At 63.9% G+C, this 22,500-nt stretch carries 18 protein-coding genes and 3 rRNA genes; 20 read left to right on the top strand and 1 reads right to left on the bottom strand.

Going from position 1 to position 22,500, the window contains the following annotated elements; genetic code table 11:
• The first annotated feature begins 67 nt into the window (after positions 1-67).
• The 16 genes from fadD1 (at position 68) to H7I57_RS10865 (ending at position 14,808) form a co-directional block, all read left to right on the top strand.
• Positions 68-1,660: a fatty-acid--CoA ligase FadD1 gene (gene fadD1, locus H7I57_RS10940; protein WP_264023609.1), complete on the top strand. Its 1,593-nt coding sequence runs from the start codon at positions 68-70 to the stop codon at positions 1,658-1,660.
• Between the two features lie 161 nt (positions 1,661-1,821).
• The gene (gene rpmE / locus H7I57_RS10935) at positions 1,822-2,067 is read left to right on the top strand and encodes a 50S ribosomal protein L31 (RefSeq protein ID WP_264023512.1); all 246 of its coding nucleotides are present in this window, start codon (positions 1,822-1,824) and stop codon (positions 2,065-2,067) included.
• A 112-nt stretch (positions 2,068-2,179) separates the two neighbouring features.
• Entirely contained in the window at positions 2,180-3,253 is a 1,074-nt protein-coding gene (gene prfA, locus H7I57_RS10930) for a peptide chain release factor 1 (RefSeq protein ID WP_308204343.1), read from the top strand.
• 10 nt (positions 3,254-3,263) lie between these two features.
• Positions 3,264-4,106 (top strand): peptide chain release factor N(5)-glutamine methyltransferase, encoded by an 843-nt coding sequence (gene prmC, locus H7I57_RS10925; protein WP_264023511.1) that lies wholly within the window; start codon positions 3,264-3,266, stop codon positions 4,104-4,106.
• A gap of 82 nt (positions 4,107-4,188) precedes the next feature.
• Positions 4,189-4,851, top strand: a complete 663-nt coding sequence (locus tag H7I57_RS10920; protein ID WP_264023510.1) for an L-threonylcarbamoyladenylate synthase — start codon at positions 4,189-4,191, stop codon at positions 4,849-4,851.
• 12 nt (positions 4,852-4,863) lie between these two features.
• Positions 4,864-6,093: a glycosyltransferase family 4 protein gene (locus H7I57_RS10915; protein WP_308204342.1), complete on the top strand. Its 1,230-nt coding sequence runs from the start codon at positions 4,864-4,866 to the stop codon at positions 6,091-6,093.
• 269 nt (positions 6,094-6,362) lie between these two features.
• Complete coding sequence (locus H7I57_RS10910) at positions 6,363-6,833, top strand: ATP synthase subunit I (RefSeq protein WP_264023509.1); 471 nt, start codon at positions 6,363-6,365, stop codon at positions 6,831-6,833.
• A 7-nt stretch (positions 6,834-6,840) separates the two neighbouring features.
• Positions 6,841-7,617, top strand: a complete 777-nt coding sequence (gene atpB / locus H7I57_RS10905) for a F0F1 ATP synthase subunit A (RefSeq protein WP_264023508.1) — start codon at positions 6,841-6,843, stop codon at positions 7,615-7,617.
• A gap of 68 nt (positions 7,618-7,685) precedes the next feature.
• Complete coding sequence (locus H7I57_RS10900; RefSeq protein WP_264023507.1) at positions 7,686-7,931, top strand: F0F1 ATP synthase subunit C; 246 nt, start codon at positions 7,686-7,688, stop codon at positions 7,929-7,931.
• Between the two features lie 8 nt (positions 7,932-7,939).
• Complete coding sequence (locus H7I57_RS10895; protein ID WP_264023506.1) at positions 7,940-8,452, top strand: F0F1 ATP synthase subunit B; 513 nt, start codon at positions 7,940-7,942, stop codon at positions 8,450-8,452.
• On the top strand, positions 8,452-9,789 hold the full coding sequence (locus tag H7I57_RS10890) for a F0F1 ATP synthase subunit B/delta (RefSeq protein WP_264023505.1): 1,338 nt from the start codon (positions 8,452-8,454) through the stop codon (positions 9,787-9,789). Before H7I57_RS10895 ends, H7I57_RS10890 begins: the two co-directional genes overlap by 1 nt.
• Before the next feature lie 51 nt (positions 9,790-9,840).
• Entirely contained in the window at positions 9,841-11,487 is a 1,647-nt protein-coding gene (atpA, locus tag H7I57_RS10885) for a F0F1 ATP synthase subunit alpha (RefSeq protein WP_264023504.1), read from the top strand.
• A 45-nt stretch (positions 11,488-11,532) separates the two neighbouring features.
• Positions 11,533-12,462, top strand: a complete 930-nt coding sequence (locus H7I57_RS10880; protein ID WP_264023503.1) for a F0F1 ATP synthase subunit gamma — start codon at positions 11,533-11,535, stop codon at positions 12,460-12,462.
• Between the two features lie 43 nt (positions 12,463-12,505).
• A complete protein-coding gene (atpD, locus tag H7I57_RS10875; RefSeq protein ID WP_264023502.1) occupies positions 12,506-13,957 on the top strand; it encodes a F0F1 ATP synthase subunit beta in 1,452 nt (483 codons plus the stop codon).
• 27 nt (positions 13,958-13,984) lie between these two features.
• Positions 13,985-14,350, top strand: a complete 366-nt coding sequence (locus H7I57_RS10870; protein ID WP_264023501.1) for a F0F1 ATP synthase subunit epsilon — start codon at positions 13,985-13,987, stop codon at positions 14,348-14,350.
• 11 nt (positions 14,351-14,361) lie between these two features.
• Complete coding sequence (locus H7I57_RS10865; protein ID WP_264023500.1) at positions 14,362-14,808, top strand: DUF2550 domain-containing protein; 447 nt, start codon at positions 14,362-14,364, stop codon at positions 14,806-14,808.
• Here H7I57_RS10865 and H7I57_RS10860 read toward each other — a convergent pair.
• Positions 14,802-15,377 carry a cob(I)yrinic acid a,c-diamide adenosyltransferase gene (locus H7I57_RS10860; protein WP_264023499.1) on the bottom strand — a complete coding sequence of 192 codons (576 nt, stop codon included), beginning with the start codon at positions 15,375-15,377 and terminating at the stop codon, positions 14,802-14,804. The two genes, H7I57_RS10865 and H7I57_RS10860, sit on opposite strands and share 7 nt — an antisense overlap.
• Before the next feature lie 82 nt (positions 15,378-15,459).
• On the opposite strand from H7I57_RS10860, the gene murA reads away from it, so the two are divergent.
• The 4 genes from murA to rrf all read left to right on the top strand — a co-directional run bounded on the left by murA (position 15,460) and on the right by rrf (position 22,491).
• On the top strand, positions 15,460-16,713 hold the full coding sequence (gene murA, locus H7I57_RS10855) for a UDP-N-acetylglucosamine 1-carboxyvinyltransferase (protein ID WP_264023498.1): 1,254 nt from the start codon (positions 15,460-15,462) through the stop codon (positions 16,711-16,713).
• 452 nt (positions 16,714-17,165) lie between these two features.
• Positions 17,166-18,688: ribosomal RNA gene (locus tag H7I57_RS10850) — 16S ribosomal RNA — on the top strand.
• Positions 18,689-19,136: 448 nt separating this feature from the next.
• Positions 19,137-22,266: ribosomal RNA gene (locus tag H7I57_RS10845) — 23S ribosomal RNA — on the top strand.
• Between the two features lie 111 nt (positions 22,267-22,377).
• A 5S ribosomal RNA gene (gene rrf, locus H7I57_RS10840) occupies positions 22,378-22,491 on the top strand.
• Together the 16S, 23S and 5S rRNA genes form the textbook arrangement of a ribosomal RNA operon.
• The last annotated feature ends 9 nt before the right edge of the window (positions 22,492-22,500 follow it).

Raw genomic sequence — 22,500 nt, 5'->3', positions numbered from 1 at the left:
CGCGATGCCGGCGACCGATCGAGTAGACACGTATAGAGATCTGTTCACCGACGTGAAGGGCAGGCAGGTGGCCGAGACCGTGCAGCAGCTGCTGCGGGAGCGCTGTGGCGACGACGCGGTGGCGGTCAAGTACGACGACCGGACCTGGACCTGGCGCGAACACCTCGACGACGCCGCGAGGCAGGCCGCGGCACTGATCGGCGTCGCCGATCCGCAACGGCCGCTGCACGTCGGCGTCCTTTTGGGCAACACCCCCGACATGCTGACTGCGATGGCCGCCGCCGGATTGGGCGGCTATGTGCTCTGCGGCATCAACAACACCCGCCGCGGGGAAGCTCTCGCGCGCGACATCCGCCGCGCCGACTGCCAGATCCTGGTGACCGACGATCACCACCTCGCGCTTCTCGAGGGCCTCGACCTGGCCGGCATCCGGGTGCTGGTCGTCGGTCGCCCCGAATGGCAGGAGCTGTTGGCGCGGGCGGGCGCGCTGACACCGCACCGCGAAGTCGACGCGACGGACACGTTCATGCTGATCTTCACCTCCGGCACCAGCGGCGATCCGAAGGCCGTGCGGGTCATGCACGCGATGGTGCTGCTGGCCGGGGCGGCGCTGGCCGGCCGATACGAACTGAGCACCGACGACGTCTGCTACCTGTCGATGCCGTTGTTCCACAGCAACGGCGTGCTCGCGGGGTGGTCGGTCGCGCTGAACTCGGGTGCGGCGATGGCTCCGGCGCAGTTCACCGCGACGCGATTCATCCACGACGTCCGGCGCTACGGCGTGACCTACATGAATTATGTGGGCAAGCCGCTGGCCTACATCCTGGCCAGCCCCGAAGGTCCCGACGACCGCGACAATCCGCTGCGGGTGGCGTTCGGCAACGAGGCCAGCGACCGCGACATCGCGGAGTTCGCCAGGCGGTTCGGGTGTGACGTGTGGGACGGTTTCGGTTCCACCGAGAACGCGGTGACGGTGACGCGCGAGGAGGGCTGCCCGGCAGGGTCCATCGGCAAGGGCTTCCCCGGCGTGGCGGTCTACAACTCGGAGACGCTGACCGAGTGCGCCGTCGCACAGTTCGACGAACACGGCGCCCTGGTCAACGGCGACGACGCGATCGGCGAACTGGTCAACACCCAGGGCGCCGGGATGTTCGCGGGTTACTACAACGATCAGGGCGCCACGGCCGAACGCATGCGGCACGGCATGTTCTGGTCCGGTGACCTGGCATACCGGGATGCCGACGGCTGGATCTATCTCGCCGGGCGCACGGCGGACTGGATGCGGGTGGACGGCGAGAACATGACGGCGGCGCCCATCGAGCGCATCCTCATCCGGGAGCCGGCGGTCAGCCAGGTCGCGGTCTACCCGGTCCCCGACGAGCACGTCGGTGACCAGGTGATGGCCGCGATCGTCCTGCAGAGTGGCGCGACGTTGACGCCGGAGGAGTTCGGTGAGTTCCTCGCCGCCCAACCGGACCTGTCGCCGAAGGCGTGGCCGCGCCACGTCTGGGTCGCCGACGAACTGCCGAGCACTGCCACCAACAAGGTGCTCAAGCGCGAACTCGTCGCGATGGGGGTGCGGCCCGCAGGCCGGGTGCTCTGGAAGCGTGACGACAAGACGTACCGGATCGTCGACCGTGCGGAACTCGCCGGGGAATAGGCCCCTCGTTGTGGGCGTTTAGGCGACTGGCGGTTGACCTGGCATAATGCGTGTCAGTCTGCCGGCCTCCGGCCGGGTGGACCGCCGACACCGGTTCCGGTTCACGCCGCTGCCTCCCAGGACGGGAGGGCGACCCGGGGCCCACGATCGAAGAGGAAACCATGAAATCGGGTATTCACCCTGAGTATGTCGAGACCACCGTGCTCTGTGGCTGCGGGAGCAGCTTCACGACCCGCAGCACCAAGAAGAGCGGGCAGATCACCGTCGAGGTCTGCTCGCAGTGCCATCCCTTCTACACCGGCAAGCAGAAGATCCTCGACAGCGGCGGCCGCGTGGCCCGTTTCGAGAAGCGCTATGGCAAGCGCGCCGGCGCCAAGGCGGAAACCAAGGCCTCCGACGACAAGTAGCTCTCCGATCGGCGCCCGCTCTGTCGCTCTACGCGCAGGCCGGGCGCCGTTTCGTGGGTAGGAGTACTGGGTCCGAGCGGGGCATGCAGAGCGCGTTGCCGAAGGAGGCGAGGTGACCGATACGGCACCGGCGATCGAGGCGATGCTCGCCGAGCACGCCGACCTCGAGCGTCGCCTTTCCGATCCCGAACTGCACGCCGATGCCGGCGCCGCCCGCAAGGTCGGTCGTCGCTTCGCGCAGTTGTCTCCGATCATCGCCACCTACCGCAAGCTCGAGACGGCGAAGGGCGACCTGGAGGCGGCGCGCGAACTGGCCGCCGACGACGACTCCTTCGCTGCCGAGGTCGAGGAGCTCACCGCAACCGTCCGCGACCTCGACACCCAACTCACTGATCTGCTCGCCCCGCGGGACCCCCACGACGCCGACGACATCGTGTTGGAGGTGAAGTCCGGTGAGGGTGGTGAGGAGTCGGCGCTGTTCGCCGCCGACCTGGCGCGGATGTACATCCGCTACGCGGAGCGCCACGGCTGGAACGTCACGGTGCTCGACGAGACGACGTCGGACCTCGGCGGCTACAAGGACGCGACGCTGTCGATCACCAGCAAGGGTGACTCCGCCGACGGGGTGTGGTCGCGGCTGAAATTCGAGGGCGGGGTGCACCGGGTCCAGCGCGTGCCCGTCACCGAGTCGCAGGGTCGGGTCCACACCTCCGCGGCGGGCGTGCTCGTCTACCCGGAACCCGAAGAGATCCAGCAGGTCCAGATCGACGAGTCCGATCTGCGTGTCGACGTCTACCGCTCCTCGGGCAAGGGCGGCCAGGGCGTCAACACCACCGATTCGGCGGTGCGCATCACCCACCTGCCGACGGGCATCGTCGTCACCTGCCAGAACGAACGCTCGCAGTTGCAGAACAAGGCCCGCGCGATGCAGGTGCTCGCCGCCCGGCTGCAGTTGCTGGCCGAGGAGCAGGCGCAGGCAGACGCATCGGCCGACCGTGCCAGCCAGATCCGCACCGTCGACCGCAGCGAACGGATCCGGACGTACAACTACCCGGAGAACCGGATCGCCGATCACCGCATCAACTACAAGGCGCACAACCTCGACCAGGTGCTCGAGGGCGACCTGGATCCTCTGTTCGACGCGCTCGCCGCCGCCGACAGGCAATCCAGGCTGCAGAACACGTGACGAAACGGCGATGAGAACCCGCCTGCTGCATCATGCGATCGATGCCGCGACGAAGACGCTGGCCAGAGCCGGCGTCGGGTCCCCCCGCGCGGATGCCGAACTGCTGGCCGCCCACGCTGCCGGGACCGACCGCGGCCGCCTCGCGCTGCTCGAACCCGACGCCGACTTCGTCGAACGTTTCGAGCAACTCGTCGCCAAGCGCGCCGAGCGGGTGCCGCTGCAGCACCTCACGGGTACCGCCGCGTTCGGTTCGGTCACCGTGCAGGTCGGCCCCGGGGTGTTCATCCCGCGGCCGGAGACCGAGTCGCTGCTGGAATGGGCTCTCGCCCAACCGTTGTCGCGGCAGCCGTTGGTGGTGGATCTGTGCACGGGGTCCGCAGCGCTCGCGTTGGCGTTGTGGCGCCACCGGCCCGGAGCGCGGGTGATCGCCGTCGACGACTCCGACGAGGCGCTGGCGTACGCGCGGCGCAACGTGCGCGACACGTCCGTGGAGTTGCTTCGTGCCGATGTGACCACCGCGGGTCTGCTGAGCGAACTCGACGGCACCGTCGACCTCCTGGTGGCCAACCCGCCCTACATCCCCGACGGCGCCCAGCTGGAACCCGAAGTCGCTCAATATGATCCACCACATGCGCTGTTCGGCGGCGAGGACGGCATGGCGGTTGTCGACCACATCGCCGTGCTGGCCGCTCGTCTGCTGCGGCCGGGTGGTTCCTGCGCCGTCGAGCACGACGACAGCACCTCGCAGCGCACCGTCGAGGCGTTCACCCGTACAGGACGATTCGTCGAGGTCACCGCACGACACGACCTCACCGGTCGCCCCCGCTTCGTGACGGCGGTACGCGGTGGGTGAGAGGGTGCTCTCGTGACGAGCCAGCGAGAAGCGGAGGCGGATCGCGCATGACGAGCCAGCGAGAAGCGGAGGCGGATCGCGCATGACAGAGACGTTCGACTGCACCGATCCCGCGCAGCGGGAGGCGGGCATCGCGTCGGCGATCAGCGCGCTCAAGGGGGGACGCCTCGTGGTGATGCCAACCGACACCGTCTACGGCATCGGTGCCGACGCCTTCGACAACGACGCGGTGGCCGCACTGCTGTCGGCCAAGGGGCGTGGCCGCGACATGCCGGTGCCGGTGCTCGTCGGGTCGTGGCACACGATCCAGGGGCTGGTCTACTCGGTTCCACAAAGCGCACGTGAACTGATCCGCGCGTTCTGGCCGGGCGCACTGAGCCTGGTGGTCCGTCAGGCGCCGTCGCTGCAATGGGATCTCGGAGACGCGCGCGGCACCGTCATGTTGCGCATGCCGCTGCATCCGGTCGCCATCGAGCTGCTGCGCGAGGTCGGCCCGATGGCCGTGTCGAGCGCCAACATCTCCGGCCGTCCCGCTGCGGTCACCGCCGCCCAGGCGCGCGAGCAACTCGGCGATCTCGTCGAGGTCTACCTCGACGGTGGCCCCGCCGAGCAGCAGGCCGCATCGACGATCGTCGACCTCACCGGTGCGCACCCGCGGGTGCTGCGGGAGGGCCCGGTGACCATCGAGGCGATCGCCGGCGTGCTGGGCGTCGAGGCGGCGTCCCTGATCGCGCAGACGGATTAGGCTTGGAGTTTCGTGCAATACGGTTCAGCGTTGATCTCGGCGACGCCCTCGGCGGAGCCCCTGTCGACGACGCTGCTGGCGCTCTCGGACCGGGGCGCGGGCGTACCGCTGCGAGAGCTCGCGCTGGTCGGGCTGACCGCGGCGATAATCACCTACCTGGCGACCAGTTGGGTGCGGGTGCTGGCCACCCGGTGGGGAGCGGTCGCCTACCCGCGGGAGCGCGACGTCCACCTGCAGCCCACCCCGCGGATGGGTGGCCTCGCGATGTATGTGGGGGTGGCGGCCGCGGTTCTGCTCGCCTCCCAGCTGCCCGCGCTGACGCGCGGCTTCGTCTATTCGTCGGGTATGCCGGCGGTGGTCGTGGCCGGCGGGCTGATCATGGTCGTCGGGTTGATCGACGACCGGTGGGGGCTGGACGCACTGACGAAGTTCGCGGGGCAGATCACGGCGGCGAGCGTGCTCGTCACGATGGGCGTGGCCTGGAGCGTGCTCTACATCCCGATCGGTGGCGTCGGCACCATCGTGCTCGACCAGGTGTCCTCGATCCTGCTGACGCTGGCGCTCACCGTCGCGATCGTCAACGCGATGAACTTCGTCGACGGCCTCGACGGCCTCGCCGCGGGCCTGGGTCTCATCACCGCCTTGGCAATCTGCATCTTCTCGGTCGGTCTGCTGCGCGACCACGGCGGCGACGTGCTGTTCTATCCGCCCGCCGTCATCTCCGTCGTGCTTGCCGGTGCCTGCCTGGGTTTCCTGCCGCACAACTTCCACAAGGCCCGGATCTTCATGGGGGACTCGGGGTCGATGTTGATCGGTCTGATGCTGGCCGCCGCCTCGACGACCGCAGCAGGGCCGATCTCGCAGACCGCCTACGGGGCGCGCGACGTGTTCGCGTTGCTGTCGCCGTTCCTGCTCGTGGTCGCGGTGATGTTCGTGCCCGCCCTGGACATGCTGCTGGCCATCATCCGACGCACCCGTGCCGGGCTGAGTCCGTTCAGCCCCGACAAGATGCACCTGCATCACCGACTGCTGGAGATCGGGCACTCCCACCGGCGGGTGGTACTGCTCATCTACCTGTGGGTGGGCATCGCCGCGCTGGGCGCGGCCAGCACCATCTTCTTCGACCCCGGACACACCGCGGCGGTCATGGCGGGCGCGATCCTGGTGGCGACCGTGGTCACCCTCATCCCGCTTCTGCGGCGCCGGGACAGGTCCGTCGACGAGGTGTACGACAAAAAGTAGTAGGCCCTCTTTTGGGGCTCTCACCATATGTTAGGGTTCAGTTAGAACCCGAAAAAACCTCGCGGGTTGCCGGCCTCCGAGCCGTTCGGCGTATCGACCTCGCGCCGACCGGAGCGGAAAAACGACCGACAGTTTGACCGACCACAGGAGCTGCCCCTTGGGTGATTCCCGCGCGCCCGCCGCCCTCCGATACGCTACGGGCGCCACGCACAGAATCATCAGGGATTGCTCCCACAAAAGTTTCACGACCGCGGGATTGAGGTGAAGCAGTGACGACGCCAGCGCAAGACGCGCCGTTGGTGTTTCCGTCCGTTGCTTTCAGGCCGGTGCGCCTGTCCGTGATCTGTCTCGCGCTGACCGGTGTCACGACGATCGTCGCTGGGCTTCTGGGGCACCCTCTGTTCGGTGCGTTCTTCGGTGTCGGCCTGGGCCTGGGCCTGATAAACGCCCTGCTCGTGCGCAGGGCGGTCTTCTCGATCACCGCCGACGATCATCCCCTCAAGAAGAAGATGGCTCTGAACTCGGCAACTCGGGTGCTGGCGATCTCCGTGATCGGTCTGGTGATCGCCTACATCTTCCGCCCCCTCGGGTTGGGGGTTCTTCTGGGCCTTGCGTTCTTCCAGGTCCTGCTGGTCCTCAGCACATCCCTGCCGGTGCTCAAGAAGTTGCGCGCCGGGACGGCTGACGACGTGGACGGGCCGGCGTCTGCTTTCAACGACGGATTAGCACCGAAGGACTGATCTGCACATGACTGAACTGACCCTCGCCGAGGCGGCCATAAGCGTCGGGCATCATGCCCCGATCTGGCACTTGTTCGGGATGTCGATCAATGGCGACACCGTCATCTCGACTTCCATCGCCGCGCTGATCGTCCTCGGCCTTGCCTTCTTCCTGCGGTCGAAGGTGACATCGACCGACGCCCCCGGCGGTGTGCAGCTGTTCTTCGAGGCCATCACGATCCAGATGCGCAGTCAGGTGGAGAGTGCTATCGGGATGCGGGTCGCACCGTTCGTCCTGCCCCTGGCGGTCTCGCTGTTCATATTCATCCTGGTGGCGAACTGGCTGGCGGTGCTGCCTGTGCAGTACTCGGATTCCACCGGCACTCACGAACTGCTCAAGGCGCCGGCGGCTGACATCAACTTCGTCCTGGCACTCGCGCTCTTCGTGTTCATCTGCTATCACCTCGCCGGATTCTGGCGCCGCGGACTTGTCGGACATCCGATCAAGGTGGCCAAGGGCCACGTCGCCTTCCTGGCGCCGATCAACCTCGTCGAGGAGATCGCCAAGCCGATTTCGTTGTCGCTCCGACTTTTCGGCAACATCTTTGCCGGCGGCATCATGATTGCGCTGATCGCCCTGTTCCCCGCGTGGATTCTCTGGCTTCCCAACTCGATCTGGAAAGCCTTCGACCTGTTCGTCGGTCTGATCCAGGCGTTCATCTTCGCGTTGTTGACCATTCTGTACTTCGGTCAGTCAATGGAACTCGACCACAGCGACGAACACAGCACCGCGGATCAGCACTGACCAAGCAGTACCAGCTAGACCCACACAGAACCTGGCGACACCAAGCCAGTTATCAAGGAGGATAAGGAATGGATCCCACAATCGCTGCCGGCGCACTCATCGGCGGTGGTCTCATGATGGCCGGTGGCGCGATCGGTGTCGGTGTCGGTGACGGCATCGCCGGTAGCGCGCTGATCTCAGGTGTTGCCCGGCAGCCGGAGGCACAGGGTCGGCTCTTCACTCCGTTCTTCATCACCGTCGGCCTTGTCGAGGCCGCCTACTTCATCAACCTGGCCTTCATGGCGCTGTTCGTGTTCGCCACCCCGGTTGCCTAATCAGCGCCATGGGTGAATCGACAGCAACGATCCTGGCGGCCGAGGAGTCCGGGGGGACGAGCAACTTCCTCATCCCGAACGGCACCTTCTTCGTCGTGCTGCTCATCTTCCTGATCGTGCTCGCCGTCATCTCCAAGTGGGTGGTGCCGCCGGTCAGCAAGGTGCTGGCCGAACGCGAAGCGATGCTGGCCAAGACAGCTGCCGACAACAAGAGGGCGGCGGAGCAGTTGGCCGCCGCCGAGGCGGACTACGACGAGGCGATGAAAGCCGCGCGCGGCGAGGCGTCATCGATTCGCGACGAGGCCCGTACGGCAGGCCGCAAAGTCGTCGACGAGTCGCGCGCCGAGGCGAGTGACGTGGTGTCCCGGGAATTGGATAACGCGGGCGGGCAGTTGTCGCAGAACGCCTCGACCACCAGCGAGCAGTTGCAGCCCGCAGTCGGGACGTTGTCTACGCGTCTGGCCAGCCGCATCCTCGGGCGCGACGTCTCGGATGCGGACAGTTCGACCGGGAGCCGCTGATGTCGACGTTCATCGGAAATCTGATCGGATTCGCGATCATCGTGTGGGCTGCCGTCAAGTGGCTCGTGCCGCTGATCAGAAAAATGATGCACAACCAGCAGGAAGCGATCCGTGCGGCGCTCGAGGAGAGCAGGTCGGCCGCCGACAAGCTCGCCAACGCCGACCAGATGCATTCCAAAGCGCTCGAGGACGCCAAGTCCGAGGCGGCGAAGGTGACCGACGAGGCTCGGACGGACTCGAAGCGCATCGCAGAGCAGTTGCGTGAGCAGGCATCCATCGAGGCTGAGCGCATCAAATTGCATGGTGAGCAACAAGTTCAACTGCTGCGTCAACAGACCATTCGCGGGCTGCGTCAGCACCTGGGCGTGGAGGCGGTGCAGAAGGCCGAGCAGATCGTTCGCGATTTCGTCGCCGATGAGGCCGCGCAGTCAGCGACCGTCGACCGTTTTCTCGATGATCTCGATGAGATGGCTCCGTCCCCTGCGGTGCTGACGGCAGGGGCTTCGCTGAAGCTGCGTGCCGCCAGCCGGGAGGCGTTGGCCGAGGTCGTCAAGGAGTTCGAGTCGGTCGCCGACGGCGCCGATGACGACACTCTGACCGCGCTTGCCGAGAACCTGCCGGCCGTGGCGAAGCTGCTCGCCAAGGAGTCGGCGCTCAACAAGCTTCTCGCCGAGCGGACCGACGACTCGGCGGCCAAGGAGCGGTTGGTCGAACGGCTCTTCGACGGCAAGGTCGACGGCACCACGCTGAAGCTGGTCAAAAAGGCTGTCTCACAGCGGTGGTCGAGCGAGGCGAACCTCGTCGACGCCGTCGAGCACGTCGCGCGGCTCGCGATCCTGGTGCGCGCGGAGCGTAACGGGCAGGCCGAAGAGGTCGAGGAGCAGTTGTTCCGGTTCGGCCGCGTGCTCGATACCGAGTCGCGGTTGAACAGGCTGCTGTCCGACCAGATGGTCCCGACAGAGCACCGGGTCAACCTGCTGAAGCAGATACTCGACAGCAGTGGGGGGATGAACCCCGCCACGGCGGCGCTGTTGACGCAGACCGTCGAGCTGCTGCGGGGCGCGGCCGCTGATGTGGCGGTCAGTGAGCTTGCTGAGCTCGCGGTCGCCCGACGCGGCGAGGTCGTCGCCGAGGTCACCGCCGCCGCGGACCTGACCGATGAGCAGTCCACGCGGCTGACGGAGGTGCTGAGCCGGATCTACGCGCATCCGGTCTCGGTGCAGCTCAACGTCGACCCCGCCGTTCTCGGCGGACTCCTGATCACTGTCGGTGACGAAGTCATCGACGGTTCCATCTCTTCCCGGTTGGACGCGGCCCGCTCCGGGCTTCCGGACTGACCGGCACGAACTCGAGCATTACCAAACGTAAAGGCAGGAAGACGAAAAGCCATGGCAGAGTTGACAATCTCGGCTTCTGACATCGAAGGTGCGATCGAGGACTACGTCTCCTCCTTCACCGCCGATTCTGATCGCGAGGAAATCGGCATCGTCGTCGACGCAGGTGACGGCATCGCGCACGTCGAGGGTCTGCCCTCGGTCATGACCCAGGAGCTCCTCGAGTTCCCGGGTGGTGTCCTCGGTGTGGCGCTGAACCTCGACGAGAACAGCGTCGGCGTCGTGATCCTCGGTGACTTCGAGAAGATCGAACAGGGCCAACAGGTCAAGCGCACCGGCGAGGTGCTCTCGGTACCGGTCGGGGACGCCTTCCTCGGACGCGTCATCAACCCGCTCGGTCAGCCGATCGACGGCCAGGGTGACATCGAGTCGGACACCCGTCGCGTGCTGGAACTGCAGGCGCCGTCGGTGGTTCAGCGGCAGGGGGTGTCGGAGCCGCTGCAGACCGGCATCAAGGCCATCGACTCGCAGACCCCCATCGGTCGCGGGCAGCGCCAGCTGATCATCGGCGACCGCAAGACGGGCAAGACCGCGGTCTGCGTCGACACCATCCTCAACCAGCGTGAGGCGTGGGAGACCGGCGATCCCAAGCAGCAGGTGCGCTGCGTGTACGTCGCGATCGGCCAGAAGGGCACGACGATCGCCAGCGTGAAGCGCGCCCTCGAAGAGGGCGGCGCGATGGAGTACACCACCATCGTCGCGGCCCCTGCATCCGACGCCGCCGGCTTCAAGTGGCTTGCGCCGTACACCGGTTCGGCCATCGGGCAGCACTGGATGTACGACGGCAAGCACGTCCTCATCGTGTTCGACGACCTCTCCAAGCAGGCCGACGCCTACCGCGCGATCTCGCTGCTGCTGCGCCGTCCGCCGGGTCGCGAGGCCTTCCCGGGTGACGTGTTCTACCTGCATTCGCGGCTCCTGGAGCGTTGCGCGAAGCTGTCCGACGAGCTGGGCGGTGGATCGATGACCGGGCTGCCGATCATCGAGACCAAGGCCAATGACATCTCGGCGTTCATCCCCACGAACGTCATCTCGATCACCGACGGCCAGTGCTTCCTGGAGTCCGACCTGTTCAACCAGGGCGTCCGACCGGCCATCAACGTCGGTGTCTCGGTGTCCCGCGTCGGTGGCGCCGCGCAGATCAAGGCCATGAAAGAGGTCGCGGGCTCGCTTCGTCTGGAACTGTCCCAGTACCGCGAGCTCGAATCCTTCGCCGCTTTCGCCTCGGACCTCGACGCATCGTCGAAGGCGCAGCTGGAGCGCGGCGCGCGCCTGGTCGAGCTGCTCAAGCAGCCGGCGTTCACGCCGTACCCGGTCGAGGATCAGGTCATCGCGATCTTCCTCGGCACCAAGGGCCACCTGGACTCCGTTCCGGTCGAGGACGTGGCGCGCTTCGAGCGGGAAGTCCTCGAGCACGTCAAGGCTTCGCACGAGGACATCCTCAAGGAGATCCGGGAGACCAAGAAGCTTCCCGAGGAGACCCAGGAGCGGCTGAACGACATCATCAACGAGTTCAAGAAGGGCTTCTCGGCCAGCGACGGGAGTTCGGTCGCGGTGAACGAGGCCGAGGCCGAGGCCATGGACGAAGAGGACGTCGAGAAGGAGTCCGTCAAGGTCCGCAAGCCGGCGCCGAAGAAGTAGGACCGACCCGAAATCATGGGATCTGGAAAGGGTCTGGAGAGCTAGATGGCTGCAACACTGCGCGAGCTCCGCGGGCGCATCCGTTCCGCCGGGTCGATCAAGAAGATCACCAAGGCCCAGGAACTGATCGCCACGTCGCGAATCGCCAAGGCGCAGGCCCGAGTCGAGGCGGCTCGGCCTTTCGCCAGCGAGATCACCAGCATGCTCACCGAGCTTGCCAGCGCCAGCGCACTGGATCACCCGTTGCTGGTGCAGCGGGAGAACCCCAAGCGGGCGGGCGTCCTGGTGGTGTCCTCCGACCGCGGGCTGTGCGGCGCGTACAACGCCAACGTGCTGCGCCAGTCCGAGGAGCTCTTCTCGCTGTTGCGCGAAGAGGGCAAGGAACCGGTGGTCTACGTCGTGGGCCGGAAGGCGTTGGGCTACTTCAACTTCCGTCAGCGCGAGGTCACCGAGTCGTGGACCGGCTTCTCGGAGCGGCCCACCTACGACCAGGCCCGCGAGATCGCCGACACGTTGGTGACTGCGTTCATGTCCGGTGTCGATGACGAAGGCGACGACCCCGGCGAAGACGGCATCCTCGGCCTCGACGAGTTGCACATCGTCTTCACCGAGTTCAAGTCGATGCTGTCGCAGTCCGCGGCAGCGCGCCGGATCGCACCGATGGTGGTCGAGTACGTCGAGGACGAGCCCGAAGACGAGGGGCCGCGCACGCTGTTCTCCTTCGAGCCGGACCCGGAGACGCTGTTCGACGCGCTCCTGCCGCGATACGTCGCGACCCGCGTCTACGCCGCGCTGCTGGAGGCGGCGGCCTCGGAGTCCGCGTCGCGTCGCCGCGCCATGAAGTCGGCCTCGGACAACGCCGACGACCTCATCAAGGACCTGACCCTGCAGGCGAACCGCGAACGTCAGGCCCAGATCACCCAGGAAATCAGCGAGATCGTCGGCGGCGCCAACGCGCTGGCCGACGCCCGCTAGCCAACAACGAACACGAGAAGCCACCGTAGGAAGCGAAGAGGAAATGACTGCTACCGCAGAAGACACCAAGAGCGACACCAAGAGCGGTTCAGCCGGTCGCGTCGTACGTATCACCGGGCCGGTTGTGGACGTCGAGTTCCCGCGGGGTTCGGTGCCCGAGCTGTTCAATGCCCTGAACGCGAAGATCACCTACGGCGACCTGGCCAAGACGTTGACCCTAGAGGTTGCGCAGCACCTCGGCGACAACCTGGTCCGCACCATCTCCATGCAGCCCACCGACGGCCTGGTGCGCGGCGTCGAGGTGACCGACTCCGGCACCTCCATCTCGGTACCGGTCGGCGACGGCGTCAAGGGGCACGTGTTCAACGCGCTGGGTGATTGCCTGGACGACCCCGGTTACGGCGAGGACTTCGACCATTGGTCGATCCACCGCAAGCCGCCGCCGTTCGCCGAACTCGAGCCCCGCACCGAGATGCTGGAGACCGGCCTGAAGGTCGTCGACCTGCTCACCCCGTACGTGCGCGGCGGCAAGATCGCCCTGTTCGGCGGCGCCGGCGTGGGCAAGACGGTGCTGATCCAGGAGATGATCAACCGCATCGCCCGTAACTTCGGCGGCACGTCGGTGTTCGCCGGCGTGGGGGAGCGCACCCGCGAGGGCAACGACCTGTGGGTCGAGCTCGCCGATGCCGACGTGCTCAAGGACACCGCGCTGGTGTTCGGCCAGATGGACGAGCCGCCCGGCACCCGTATGCGGGTCGCGCTGTCGGCGCTGACCATGGCCGAGTACTTCCGTGACGAGAAGCAGCAGGACGTGCTTCTGTTCATCGACAACATCTTCCGGTTCACCCAGGCCGGTTCCGAGGTGTCCACGCTGCTGGGACGTATGCCGTCCGCGGTGGGATACCAGCCGACGCTGGCCGACGAGATGGGTGAGCTGCAGGAGCGCATCACCTCGACGCGTGGTCGCTCCATCACCTCGATGCAGGCCGTGTACGTGCCCGCCGACGACTACACCGACCCGGCGCCGGCGACCACGTTCGCCCACCTCGACGCGACCACGGAGCTCAGCCGAAACGTGTTCTCCAAGGGCATCTTTCCCGCGGTGGACCCGCTCGCGTCGTCGTCGACGATCCTGGATCCGTCGGTGGTCGGTGACGAGCACTACCGCGTGGCACAGGAAGTCATCCGGATCCTGCAGCGCTACAAGGACCTCCAGGACATCATCGCCATCCTCGGTGTCGACGAGTTGTCCGAGGAGGACAAGCAGCTGGTCAACCGGGCGCGACGCATCGAGCGCTTCCTGAGCCAGAACATGATGGCGGCCGAGCAGTTCACCGGCCAGCCGGGGTCGACGGTGCCGCTGAAGGAGACCATCGAGGCGTTCGACAAGCTGAGCAAGGGCGACTTCGACCACCTGCCCGAGCAGGCGTTCTTCCTCATCGGCGGTCTCGACGACCTGGCGAAGAAGGCCGAAACCCTCGGCGCCAAGTTGTGACGCGGCGAACGCGGAAGGCGGTGTGACATGGCCGAACTGAATGTCGAGATCGTCGCCGTCGAGCGCGAGCTCTGGTCGGGGGAAGCCACGTTCGTCTTCACCCGCACCACCGCCGGCGAGATCGGCATCCTGCCGCGGCACATCCCGCTGGTGGCTCAGCTCGTCGACGATGCGATGGTGCGCGTCGAGCGCGAGGGCGAGGACGACCTGCGCATCGCGGTCGACGGAGGTTTTCTGTCGGTCACCGACGAAGCGGTCCGGATCCTGGTGGAGAAGGCGGAGTTCGAGTCCGAGATCAACGCCGACGAAGCCAAGCAGGATTCCGAGTCCGATGACGAGCGCACCGCGGCGTGGGGCAGGGCGCGACTGCGCGCTCTGGGTCAGATCGACTAGTAGGCGGGCCGGTGAGCGCGTCCATGCTGTTCATGGTCGCGTTGGTGTGCGTGCTCCTGGTGGTCGTCGTCGCCCTCTTCTACCGGTTGTGGAAACTGAGGCAGGTCGGGGGCACGGCGGCGATCCTGCGGGACGTTCCCGCTGTCGGTGGTCACGGCTGGCGGCACGGGGTGATGCGTTACCGCGGCGGCGAGGCCGGTTTCTATCGGTTGTCGAGCTTCCGCTGGTGGCCGGACCGGACACTGAGCAGGCGAGGACTTGAGATCGTGTCGCGGCGGGCGCCCCGAGGCGACGAGTTCGACATCATGACCGAGCAGATCGTGATCCTCGAACTGCGCGATGTCGGACCCGACCGCGGACGCGACTACGAGATCGCTCTGGACCGCGGGGCCTTGACGGCTTTCACCTCGTGGCTGGAATCGCGGCCGTCACCACGGGCCCGGCGCCGCACCTACTGAGACTGCTCGCCGGGGCGCCAGAGCACGTCCCCTTGTGGGTTCGCGACGCGCGACAGGATGAACAGCAGGTCCGACAGCCGGTTGAGGTATTTCGCCGGCAGCACGCTCATCGATTCGCCGTAGGTGTCGACGGCGAGCCATGCGGATCGTTCGGCTCGCCGCGCCACGGTGCGGGCGACGTGCAGCAGCGCGGACAGCGGTGTGCCGCCGGGCAGGATGAACGAATTGAGTGCAGGCAACGCGTCGTTGAACTCGTCGCACCACGATTCCAGGCGGTCGATGTAGCTCTGCGTGATCCGCAGCGGCGGGTACTCCGGGTTCTCGGCCACCGGTGTCGACAGATCTGCGCCCGCGTCGAACAGATCGTTCTGGATCTGCCGAAGCACGTCGAGAATCCGCTTGTCCGGGTCACCGAGTGCCACCGCAACGCCGAGTGCCGCGTTGGTCTCATCGCAGTCGGCGTAGGCCGCCAGTCGCGGGTCGCTCTTGGGCACCCTGCTGAAGTCGCTCAGCCCGGTCGTCCCGTCGTCGCCGGTTCGCGTATAGATGCGCGTCAAGTGCACTGCCATGCCCGAAACGGTACCGGTGCGCGTCGGCGCGCAGGGGGTTGCGCTGACTGACATCGCCCATGGCGCTGTCTACACTGACCGCGTGAGCGAGCGTTTCATGGTGACCGGTGGTAGCCGGTTGTCGGGCGAAGTAGCCGTCGGGGGCGCCAAGAACAGCGTGTTGAAGCTGATGGCGGCCGCGCTGCTCGCTGAGGGTACGAGCACCATCACCAACTGCCCGGACATCCTCGACGTGCCGTTGATGGCCGAGGTGTTGCGTGGTCTCGGTGCGACCGTTGATCTCGAGGGTGACGTCGTGCGGATCACCTCGCCCGACGAGCTCAAGTACGACGCGGACTTCGCCGCGGTCCGGCAGTTCCGCGCATCCGTGTGTGTCCTCGGTCCGCTGGTCGGACGGTGCAAGCGCGCGAAGGTGGCACTGCCGGGGGGCGACGCGATCGGGTCACGTCCCCTCGACATGCATCAGTCCGGGCTGCGTCAGTTGGGGGCGCGGTGCAACATCGAGCACGGCTGCGTGGTCGCCGAGGCCGAACAGCTGCGCGGCGCGGAGATCCAGCTGGAGTTCCCCTCGGTGGGCGCAACGGAGAACATCCTGATGGCGGCGGTGCTGGCCGAGGGGGTCACTACGATCCGCAACGCCGCCCGCGAACCCGACGTCGTCGATCTGTGCACGATGCTCAACCAGATGGGTGCCCAGGTGACCGGTGCCGGCTCGTCGACGTTGACGATCACCGGTGTCGATCGGCTCTATCCCACCGAGCACCGGGTCATCGGGGACAGGATCGTCGCCGCCACCTGGGGCATTGCCGCCGCGATGACGCGAGGCGACATCACGGTCACCGGGGTGGACCCCCTGCACCTGCAGTTGGTGCTGCACAAACTTCACGACGCCGGGGCCACGGTGACGCAGACAGACGACAGTTTCCGGGTGGTGCAGTACGAACGCCCCAAGGCCGTGAACGTGGCCACGCTGCCGTTCCCGGGTTTCCCCACCGACCTACAGCCGATGGCGATCGGTCTCGCCGCGATCGCCGACGGGACGTCGATGATCACCGAGAACGTCTTCGAGGCCCGGTTCCGGTTCGTCGAGGAGATGATCAGGCTCGGGGCCGATGCGCGGACGGACGGCCACCATGCCGTCGTGCGCGGCATCCCCCAGCTGTCGAGTGCCCCGGTGTGGTCGTCGGACATCCGCGCCGGCGCCGGACTGGTTCTCGCGGGGTTGGTCGCCGATGGTGACACCGAGGTGCACGACGTCTTTCACATCGACCGCGGTTACCCGAAGTTCGTGGAAAACCTCGTCGCCTTGGGTGCGGAGATCGAGCGCGTGCAGTAGCGTTCGCGAGCCCGAATCCGGTCGTGTGCTGGCCATTTGGGACTTAGGCCCGACAGAGCGTAGTATTTCGGAAGAAGCCAACGGCCCCGGTCGAAAGACTGGCGGACGAGGTTTGACCTCCCTGGTCACATGCAGTACAGTGGCAGGGTTGCCTGAAAACCGGGTGTGTTGTTTGAGAACTCAATAGTGTGTTTGGTGGTTTTTGTTTGTTGTTGTTTTTGTTTTGGGTTGCGTCCTCTTTTTCCCGTTTGGGGGTGTGACTGGGTGTGTTGTTTGAGAACTCAATAGTGTGTTTGGTGGTTTTTGTTTGTTGTTGTTTTTGTTTTGGGTTGCGTCCTCTTTTTCCCGTTTGGGGGTGTGACTGTTTTTGATGCCAGTTTTGGTGTCTTTTTGTTAGGTCAGGCTTGTTCTGATTCGAATTCACCTGTCTGCTTTGCAGGTTGGGTTGTTTTTGTTTGGAGAGTTTGATTCTGGCTCAGGACGAACGCTGGCGGCGTGCTTAACACATGCAAGTCGAACGGAAAGGCCCTTTCGGGGGTACTCGAGTGGCGAACGGGTGAGTAACACGTGGGTGATCTGCCCTGCACTTTGGGATAAGCCTGGGAAACTGGGTCTAATACCGAATACACCTCATGGGATGCATGTTTTGTGGGGGAAAGCTTTTGCGGTGTGGGATGGGCCCGCGGCCTATCAGCTTGTTGGTGAGGTTACGGCTCACCAAGGCGACGACGGGTAGCCGGCCTGAGAGGGTGTCCGGCCACACTGGGACTGAGATACGGCCCAGACTCCTACGGGAGGCAGCAGTGGGGAATATTGCACAATGGGCGCAAGCCTGATGCAGCGACGCCGCGTGAGGGATGACGGCCTTCGGGTTGTAAACCTCTTTCGCCAGGGACGAAGCGCGAGTGACGGTACCTGGAGAAGAAGCACCGGCCAACTACGTGCCAGCAGCCGCGGTAATACGTAGGGTGCGAGCGTTGTCCGGAATTACTGGGCGTAAAGAGCTCGTAGGTGGTTTGTCGCGTTGTTCGTGAAAACTCACAGCTTAACTGTGGGCGTGCGGGCGATACGGGCAGACTTGAGTACTGCAGGGGAGACTGGAATTCCTGGTGTAGCGGTGGAATGCGCAGATATCAGGAGGAACACCGGTGGCGAAGGCGGGTCTCTGGGCAGTAACTGACGCTGAGGAGCGAAAGCGTGGGGAGCGAACAGGATTAGATACCCTGGTAGTCCACGCCGTAAACGGTGGGTACTAGGTGTGGGTTTCCTTCCTTGGGATCCGTGCCGTAGCTAACGCATTAAGTACCCCGCCTGGGGAGTACGGCCGCAAGGCTAAAACTCAAAGAAATTGACGGGGGCCCGCACAAGCGGCGGAGCATGTGGATTAATTCGATGCAACGCGAAGAACCTTACCTGGGTTTGACATGCACAGGACGTGCCTAGAGATAGGTATTCCCTTGTGGCCTGTGTGCAGGTGGTGCATGGCTGTCGTCAGCTCGTGTCGTGAGATGTTGGGTTAAGTCCCGCAACGAGCGCAACCCTTGTCTCATGTTGCCAGCACGTAATGGTGGGGACTCGTGAGAGACTGCCGGGGTCAACTCGGAGGAAGGTGGGGATGACGTCAAGTCATCATGCCCCTTATGTCCAGGGCTTCACACATGCTACAATGGCCGGTACAAAGGGCTGCGATGCCGTGAGGTGGAGCGAATCCTTTCAAAGCCGGTCTCAGTTCGGATCGGGGTCTGCAACTCGACCCCGTGAAGTCGGAGTCGCTAGTAATCGCAGATCAGCAACGCTGCGGTGAATACGTTCCCGGGCCTTGTACACACCGCCCGTCACGTCATGAAAGTCGGTAACACCCGAAGCCGGTGGCCTAACCCCTTGTGGGAGGGAGCCGTCGAAGGTGGGATCGGCGATTGGGACGAAGTCGTAACAAGGTAGCCGTACCGGAAGGTGCGGCTGGATCACCTCCTTTCTAAGGAGCACCACGAGACTTGAGCCCGCCCGCATCGTGTGGGGGTTCGGTGACTTGAGCGATTCGTGAAGATGGCCTGTTCTCTGTAGTGGAGGCGGGTCTGGTGCACAACAACAGGCGTACTTGCTGGTGGGGAAACATCGGTGGGGGATTGCCAGACACACTATTGGGCTTTGAGACAACAAGCCCGCGGCCCGGTCCTCGTTGGGGGGTTTGGTGCCGGCCTTCATGTCCTCCGAGGTTTGGTGGGGGTGGGGGTCTTGTTGTTGCCCTGCTTTGGTGGTGGGGTGTGGTGTTTGATTTGTGGATAGTGGTTGCGAGCATCTAGATGGCGGCTTGCGCGAAAGGGTTCACCCTTTGGGGTGGGTTTTTTTGTGTGGGTGGTCGTCTGATATTGCAATTTTGTTGATCTCAAATTTTTTTGAGTGACTCATTTTTTGGTTTTGTGTTGTAAGTGTTTAAGGGCGCATGGTGGATGCCTTGGCACTGGGAGCCGATGAAGGACGTGGGAGGCTGCGATATGCCTCGGGGAGCTGTCAACCGAGCGTGGATCCGAGGATGTCCGAATGGGGAAACCCGGCACGAGTGATGTCGTGTCACCCGTCACTGAATACATAGGTGGCGGGGGGGAACGCGGGGAAGTGAAACATCTCAGTACCCGTAGGAAGAGAAAACAAAAGTGATTCCGTGAGTAGTGGCGAGCGAAAGCGGAGGATGGCTAAACCGTGTGCATGTGATACCCGGCGGGGGTTGTGTGTGCGGTGTTGTGGGGCGTTTCTTCTCTCATCCGCCGATGAGGGCAGGAGTTAAAAACTGTTGGGTTAGTGGAAGTGGTCTGGGATGGCCTGCCGTAGAGGGTGAGAGCCCCGTAGACGAAAACTTGACAGCTCCTGTGGAATGTTTTCCCCGAGTAGCAGCGGGCCCGTGGAATCTGCTGTGAATCTGCCGGGACCACCCGGTAAGCCTGAATACTTCCCAGTGACCGATAGCGGATTAGTACCGTGAGGGAATGGTGAAAAGTACCCCGGGAGGGGAGTGAAATAGTACCTGAAACCGTGCGCTTACAATCCGTCAGAGCCTTCGTGTTAAAGCGTGGGGTGATGGCGTGCCTTTTGAAGAATGAGCCTGCGAGTCAGGGACATGTCGCGAGGTTAACCCGTGTGGGGTAGCCGTAGCGAAAGCGAGTCTGAATAGGGCGTATCCAATCCGTAGGGGTTGGTGTAGTGGTGTGTTCTGGACCCGAAGCGGAGTGATCTACCCATGGCCAGGGTGAAGCAGCAGTAAGATGTTGTGGAGGCCCGAACCCACTTAGGTTGAAGACTGAGGGGATGAGCTGTGGGTAGGGGTGAAAGGCCAATCAAACTCCGTGATAGCTGGTTCTCCCCGAAATGCATTTAGGTGCAGCGTCGCAGTGTTCGTGTCGGAGGTAGAGCTACTGGATGGCCGATGGGCCTCACAAGGTTACTGACGTCAGCCAAACTCCGAATGCCGACACGGTGTAATGCGGCAGTGAGACGGCGGGGGATAAGCTCCGTGCGTCGAGAGGGAAACAGCCCAGATCGCCGGCTAAGGCCCCTAAGCGTGTGCTAAGTGGAAAAGGATGTGCAGTCGCGAAGACAACCAGGAGGTTGGCTTAGAAGCAGCCACCCTTGAAAGAGTGCGTAATAGCTCACTGGTCAAGTGATTGTGCGCCGATAATGTAGCGGGGCTCAAGCACACCGCCGAAGCCGCGGCAGCCACCTTGTGTGGCTGGGTAGGGGAGCGTCCTGCATCCGGTGAAGCCACAGAGTGATCTAGTGGTGGAGGGTGTGGGAGTGAGAATGCAGGCATGAGTAGCGATAAGGCAAGTGAGAACCTTGCCCGCCGAAAGACCAAGGGTTCCTGGGGCAGGCCAGTCCGCCCAGGGTGAGTCGGGACCTAAGGCGAGGCCGACAGGCGTAGTCGATGGACAACGGGTTGATATTCCCGTACCCGTGTGTGTGCGTCCCTGATGAATCAGCGGTACTAACCGCCCAAAACCGGATTCACCAATCACCTTCGGGTGTGCGGGTTTCCGGGGCTGCGCGGGACCTTCGCTGGTAGTAGTCAAGCGATGGGGTGACGCAGGAAGGTAGCCGTACCAGTCAGTGGTAATACTGGGGTAAACCTGTAGGGAGAAACCTAGGTAAATCCGGGTTTCATATAATCCTGAGAGGTGATGCATAGCCGATTGAGGCGAATTCGGTGATCCTATGCTGTCAAGAAAAGCCTCTAGCGAGTCCACACACGGCCCGTACCCCAAACCAACACAGGTGGTCAGGTAGAGAATACCGAGGCGTACGAGTGAACTATGGTTAAGGAACTCGGCAAAATGCCCCCGTAACTTCGGGAGAAGGGGGACCCCCACACCGTCATGGCCTTCGCGGCCGGCAGCGGGAGGGGGTGGCACAAACCAGTGAGAAGCGACTGTTTACTAAAAACACAGGTCCGTGCGAAGTCGCAAGACGATGTATACGGACTGACGCCTGCCCGGTGCTGGAAGGTTAAGAGGACCGGTTAACCCTTTCGGGGGTGAAGCTGAGAATTTAAGCCCCAGTAAACGGCGGTGGTAACTATAACCATCCTAAGGTAGCGAAATTCCTTGTCGGGTAAGTTCCGACCTGCACGAATGGCGTAACGACTTCTCAACTGTCTCAACCATAGACTCGGCGAAATTGCATTACGAGTAAAGATGCTCGTTACGCGCGGCAGGACGAAAAGACCCCGGGACCTTCACTACAACTTGGTATTGGTGCTCGATACGGTTTGTGTAGGATAGGTGGGAGACTGTGAAACCGACACGCCAGTGTGGGTGGAGTCGTTGTTGAAATACCACTCTGATCGTATTGGGCCTCTAACCTCGAACCGTATATCCGGTTCAGGGACAGTGCCTGGTGGGTAGTTTAACTGGGGCGGTTGCCTCCTAAAAAGTAACGGAGGCGCCCAAAGGTTCCCTCAACCTGGACGGCAATCAGGTGTTGAGTGTAAGTGCACAAGGGAGCTTGACTGCGAGACGTACATGTCAAGCAGGGACGAAAGTCGGGACTAGTGATCCGGCACCCCCGAGTGGAAGGGGTGTCGCTCAACGGATAAAAGGTACCCCGGGGATAACAGGCTGATCTTCCCCAAGAGTCCATATCGACGGGATGGTTTGGCACCTCGATGTCGGCTCGTCGCATCCTGGGGCTGGAGCAGGTCCCAAGGGTTGGGCTGTTCGCCCATTAAAGCGGCACGCGAGCTGGGTTTAGAACGTCGTGAGACAGTTCGGTCTCTATCCGCCGCGCGCGTCAGAAGCTTGAGGAAACCTGTCCCTAGTACGAGAGGACCGGGACGGACGAACCTCTGGTACACCAGTTGTCCCACCAGGGGCACCGCTGGATAGCCACGTTCGGACAGGATAACCGCTGAAAGCATCTAAGCGGGAAACCCCCTCCAAGACCAGGCTTCTCACCCATTAAGTGGGATAAGGCCCCCCGCAGACCACGGGATCGATAGACCAGACCTAGAAGACTAGTAATAGCCGCAGGGAACTGGCACTAACCGGCCGAAAACTTACAACAACCCCAAAACCTCGCAACCACACCACACCAAAGAATCAACCACGATTCACACCCCACCACCAAAAAACACTTCCCCCAACACACCGGGGGACACAATAAAGTGAATAGAGTTACGGCGGTCCATAGCGGCAGGGAAACGCCCGGACCCATCCCGAACCCGGAAGCTAAGCCTACCAGCGCCGATGATACTACCCACACGGGTGGAAAAGTAGGACACCGCCGAACACAAATTGG

This window comes from Mycolicibacterium pyrenivorans, from assembly GCF_025821625.1.
In the GTDB taxonomy this organism is placed as follows: domain Bacteria; phylum Actinomycetota; class Actinomycetes; order Mycobacteriales; family Mycobacteriaceae; genus Mycobacterium; species Mycobacterium pyrenivorans.
Note: the sequence above shows the minus strand (reverse complement) of the source record. Positions and strands in the feature narration are given on the sequence as shown.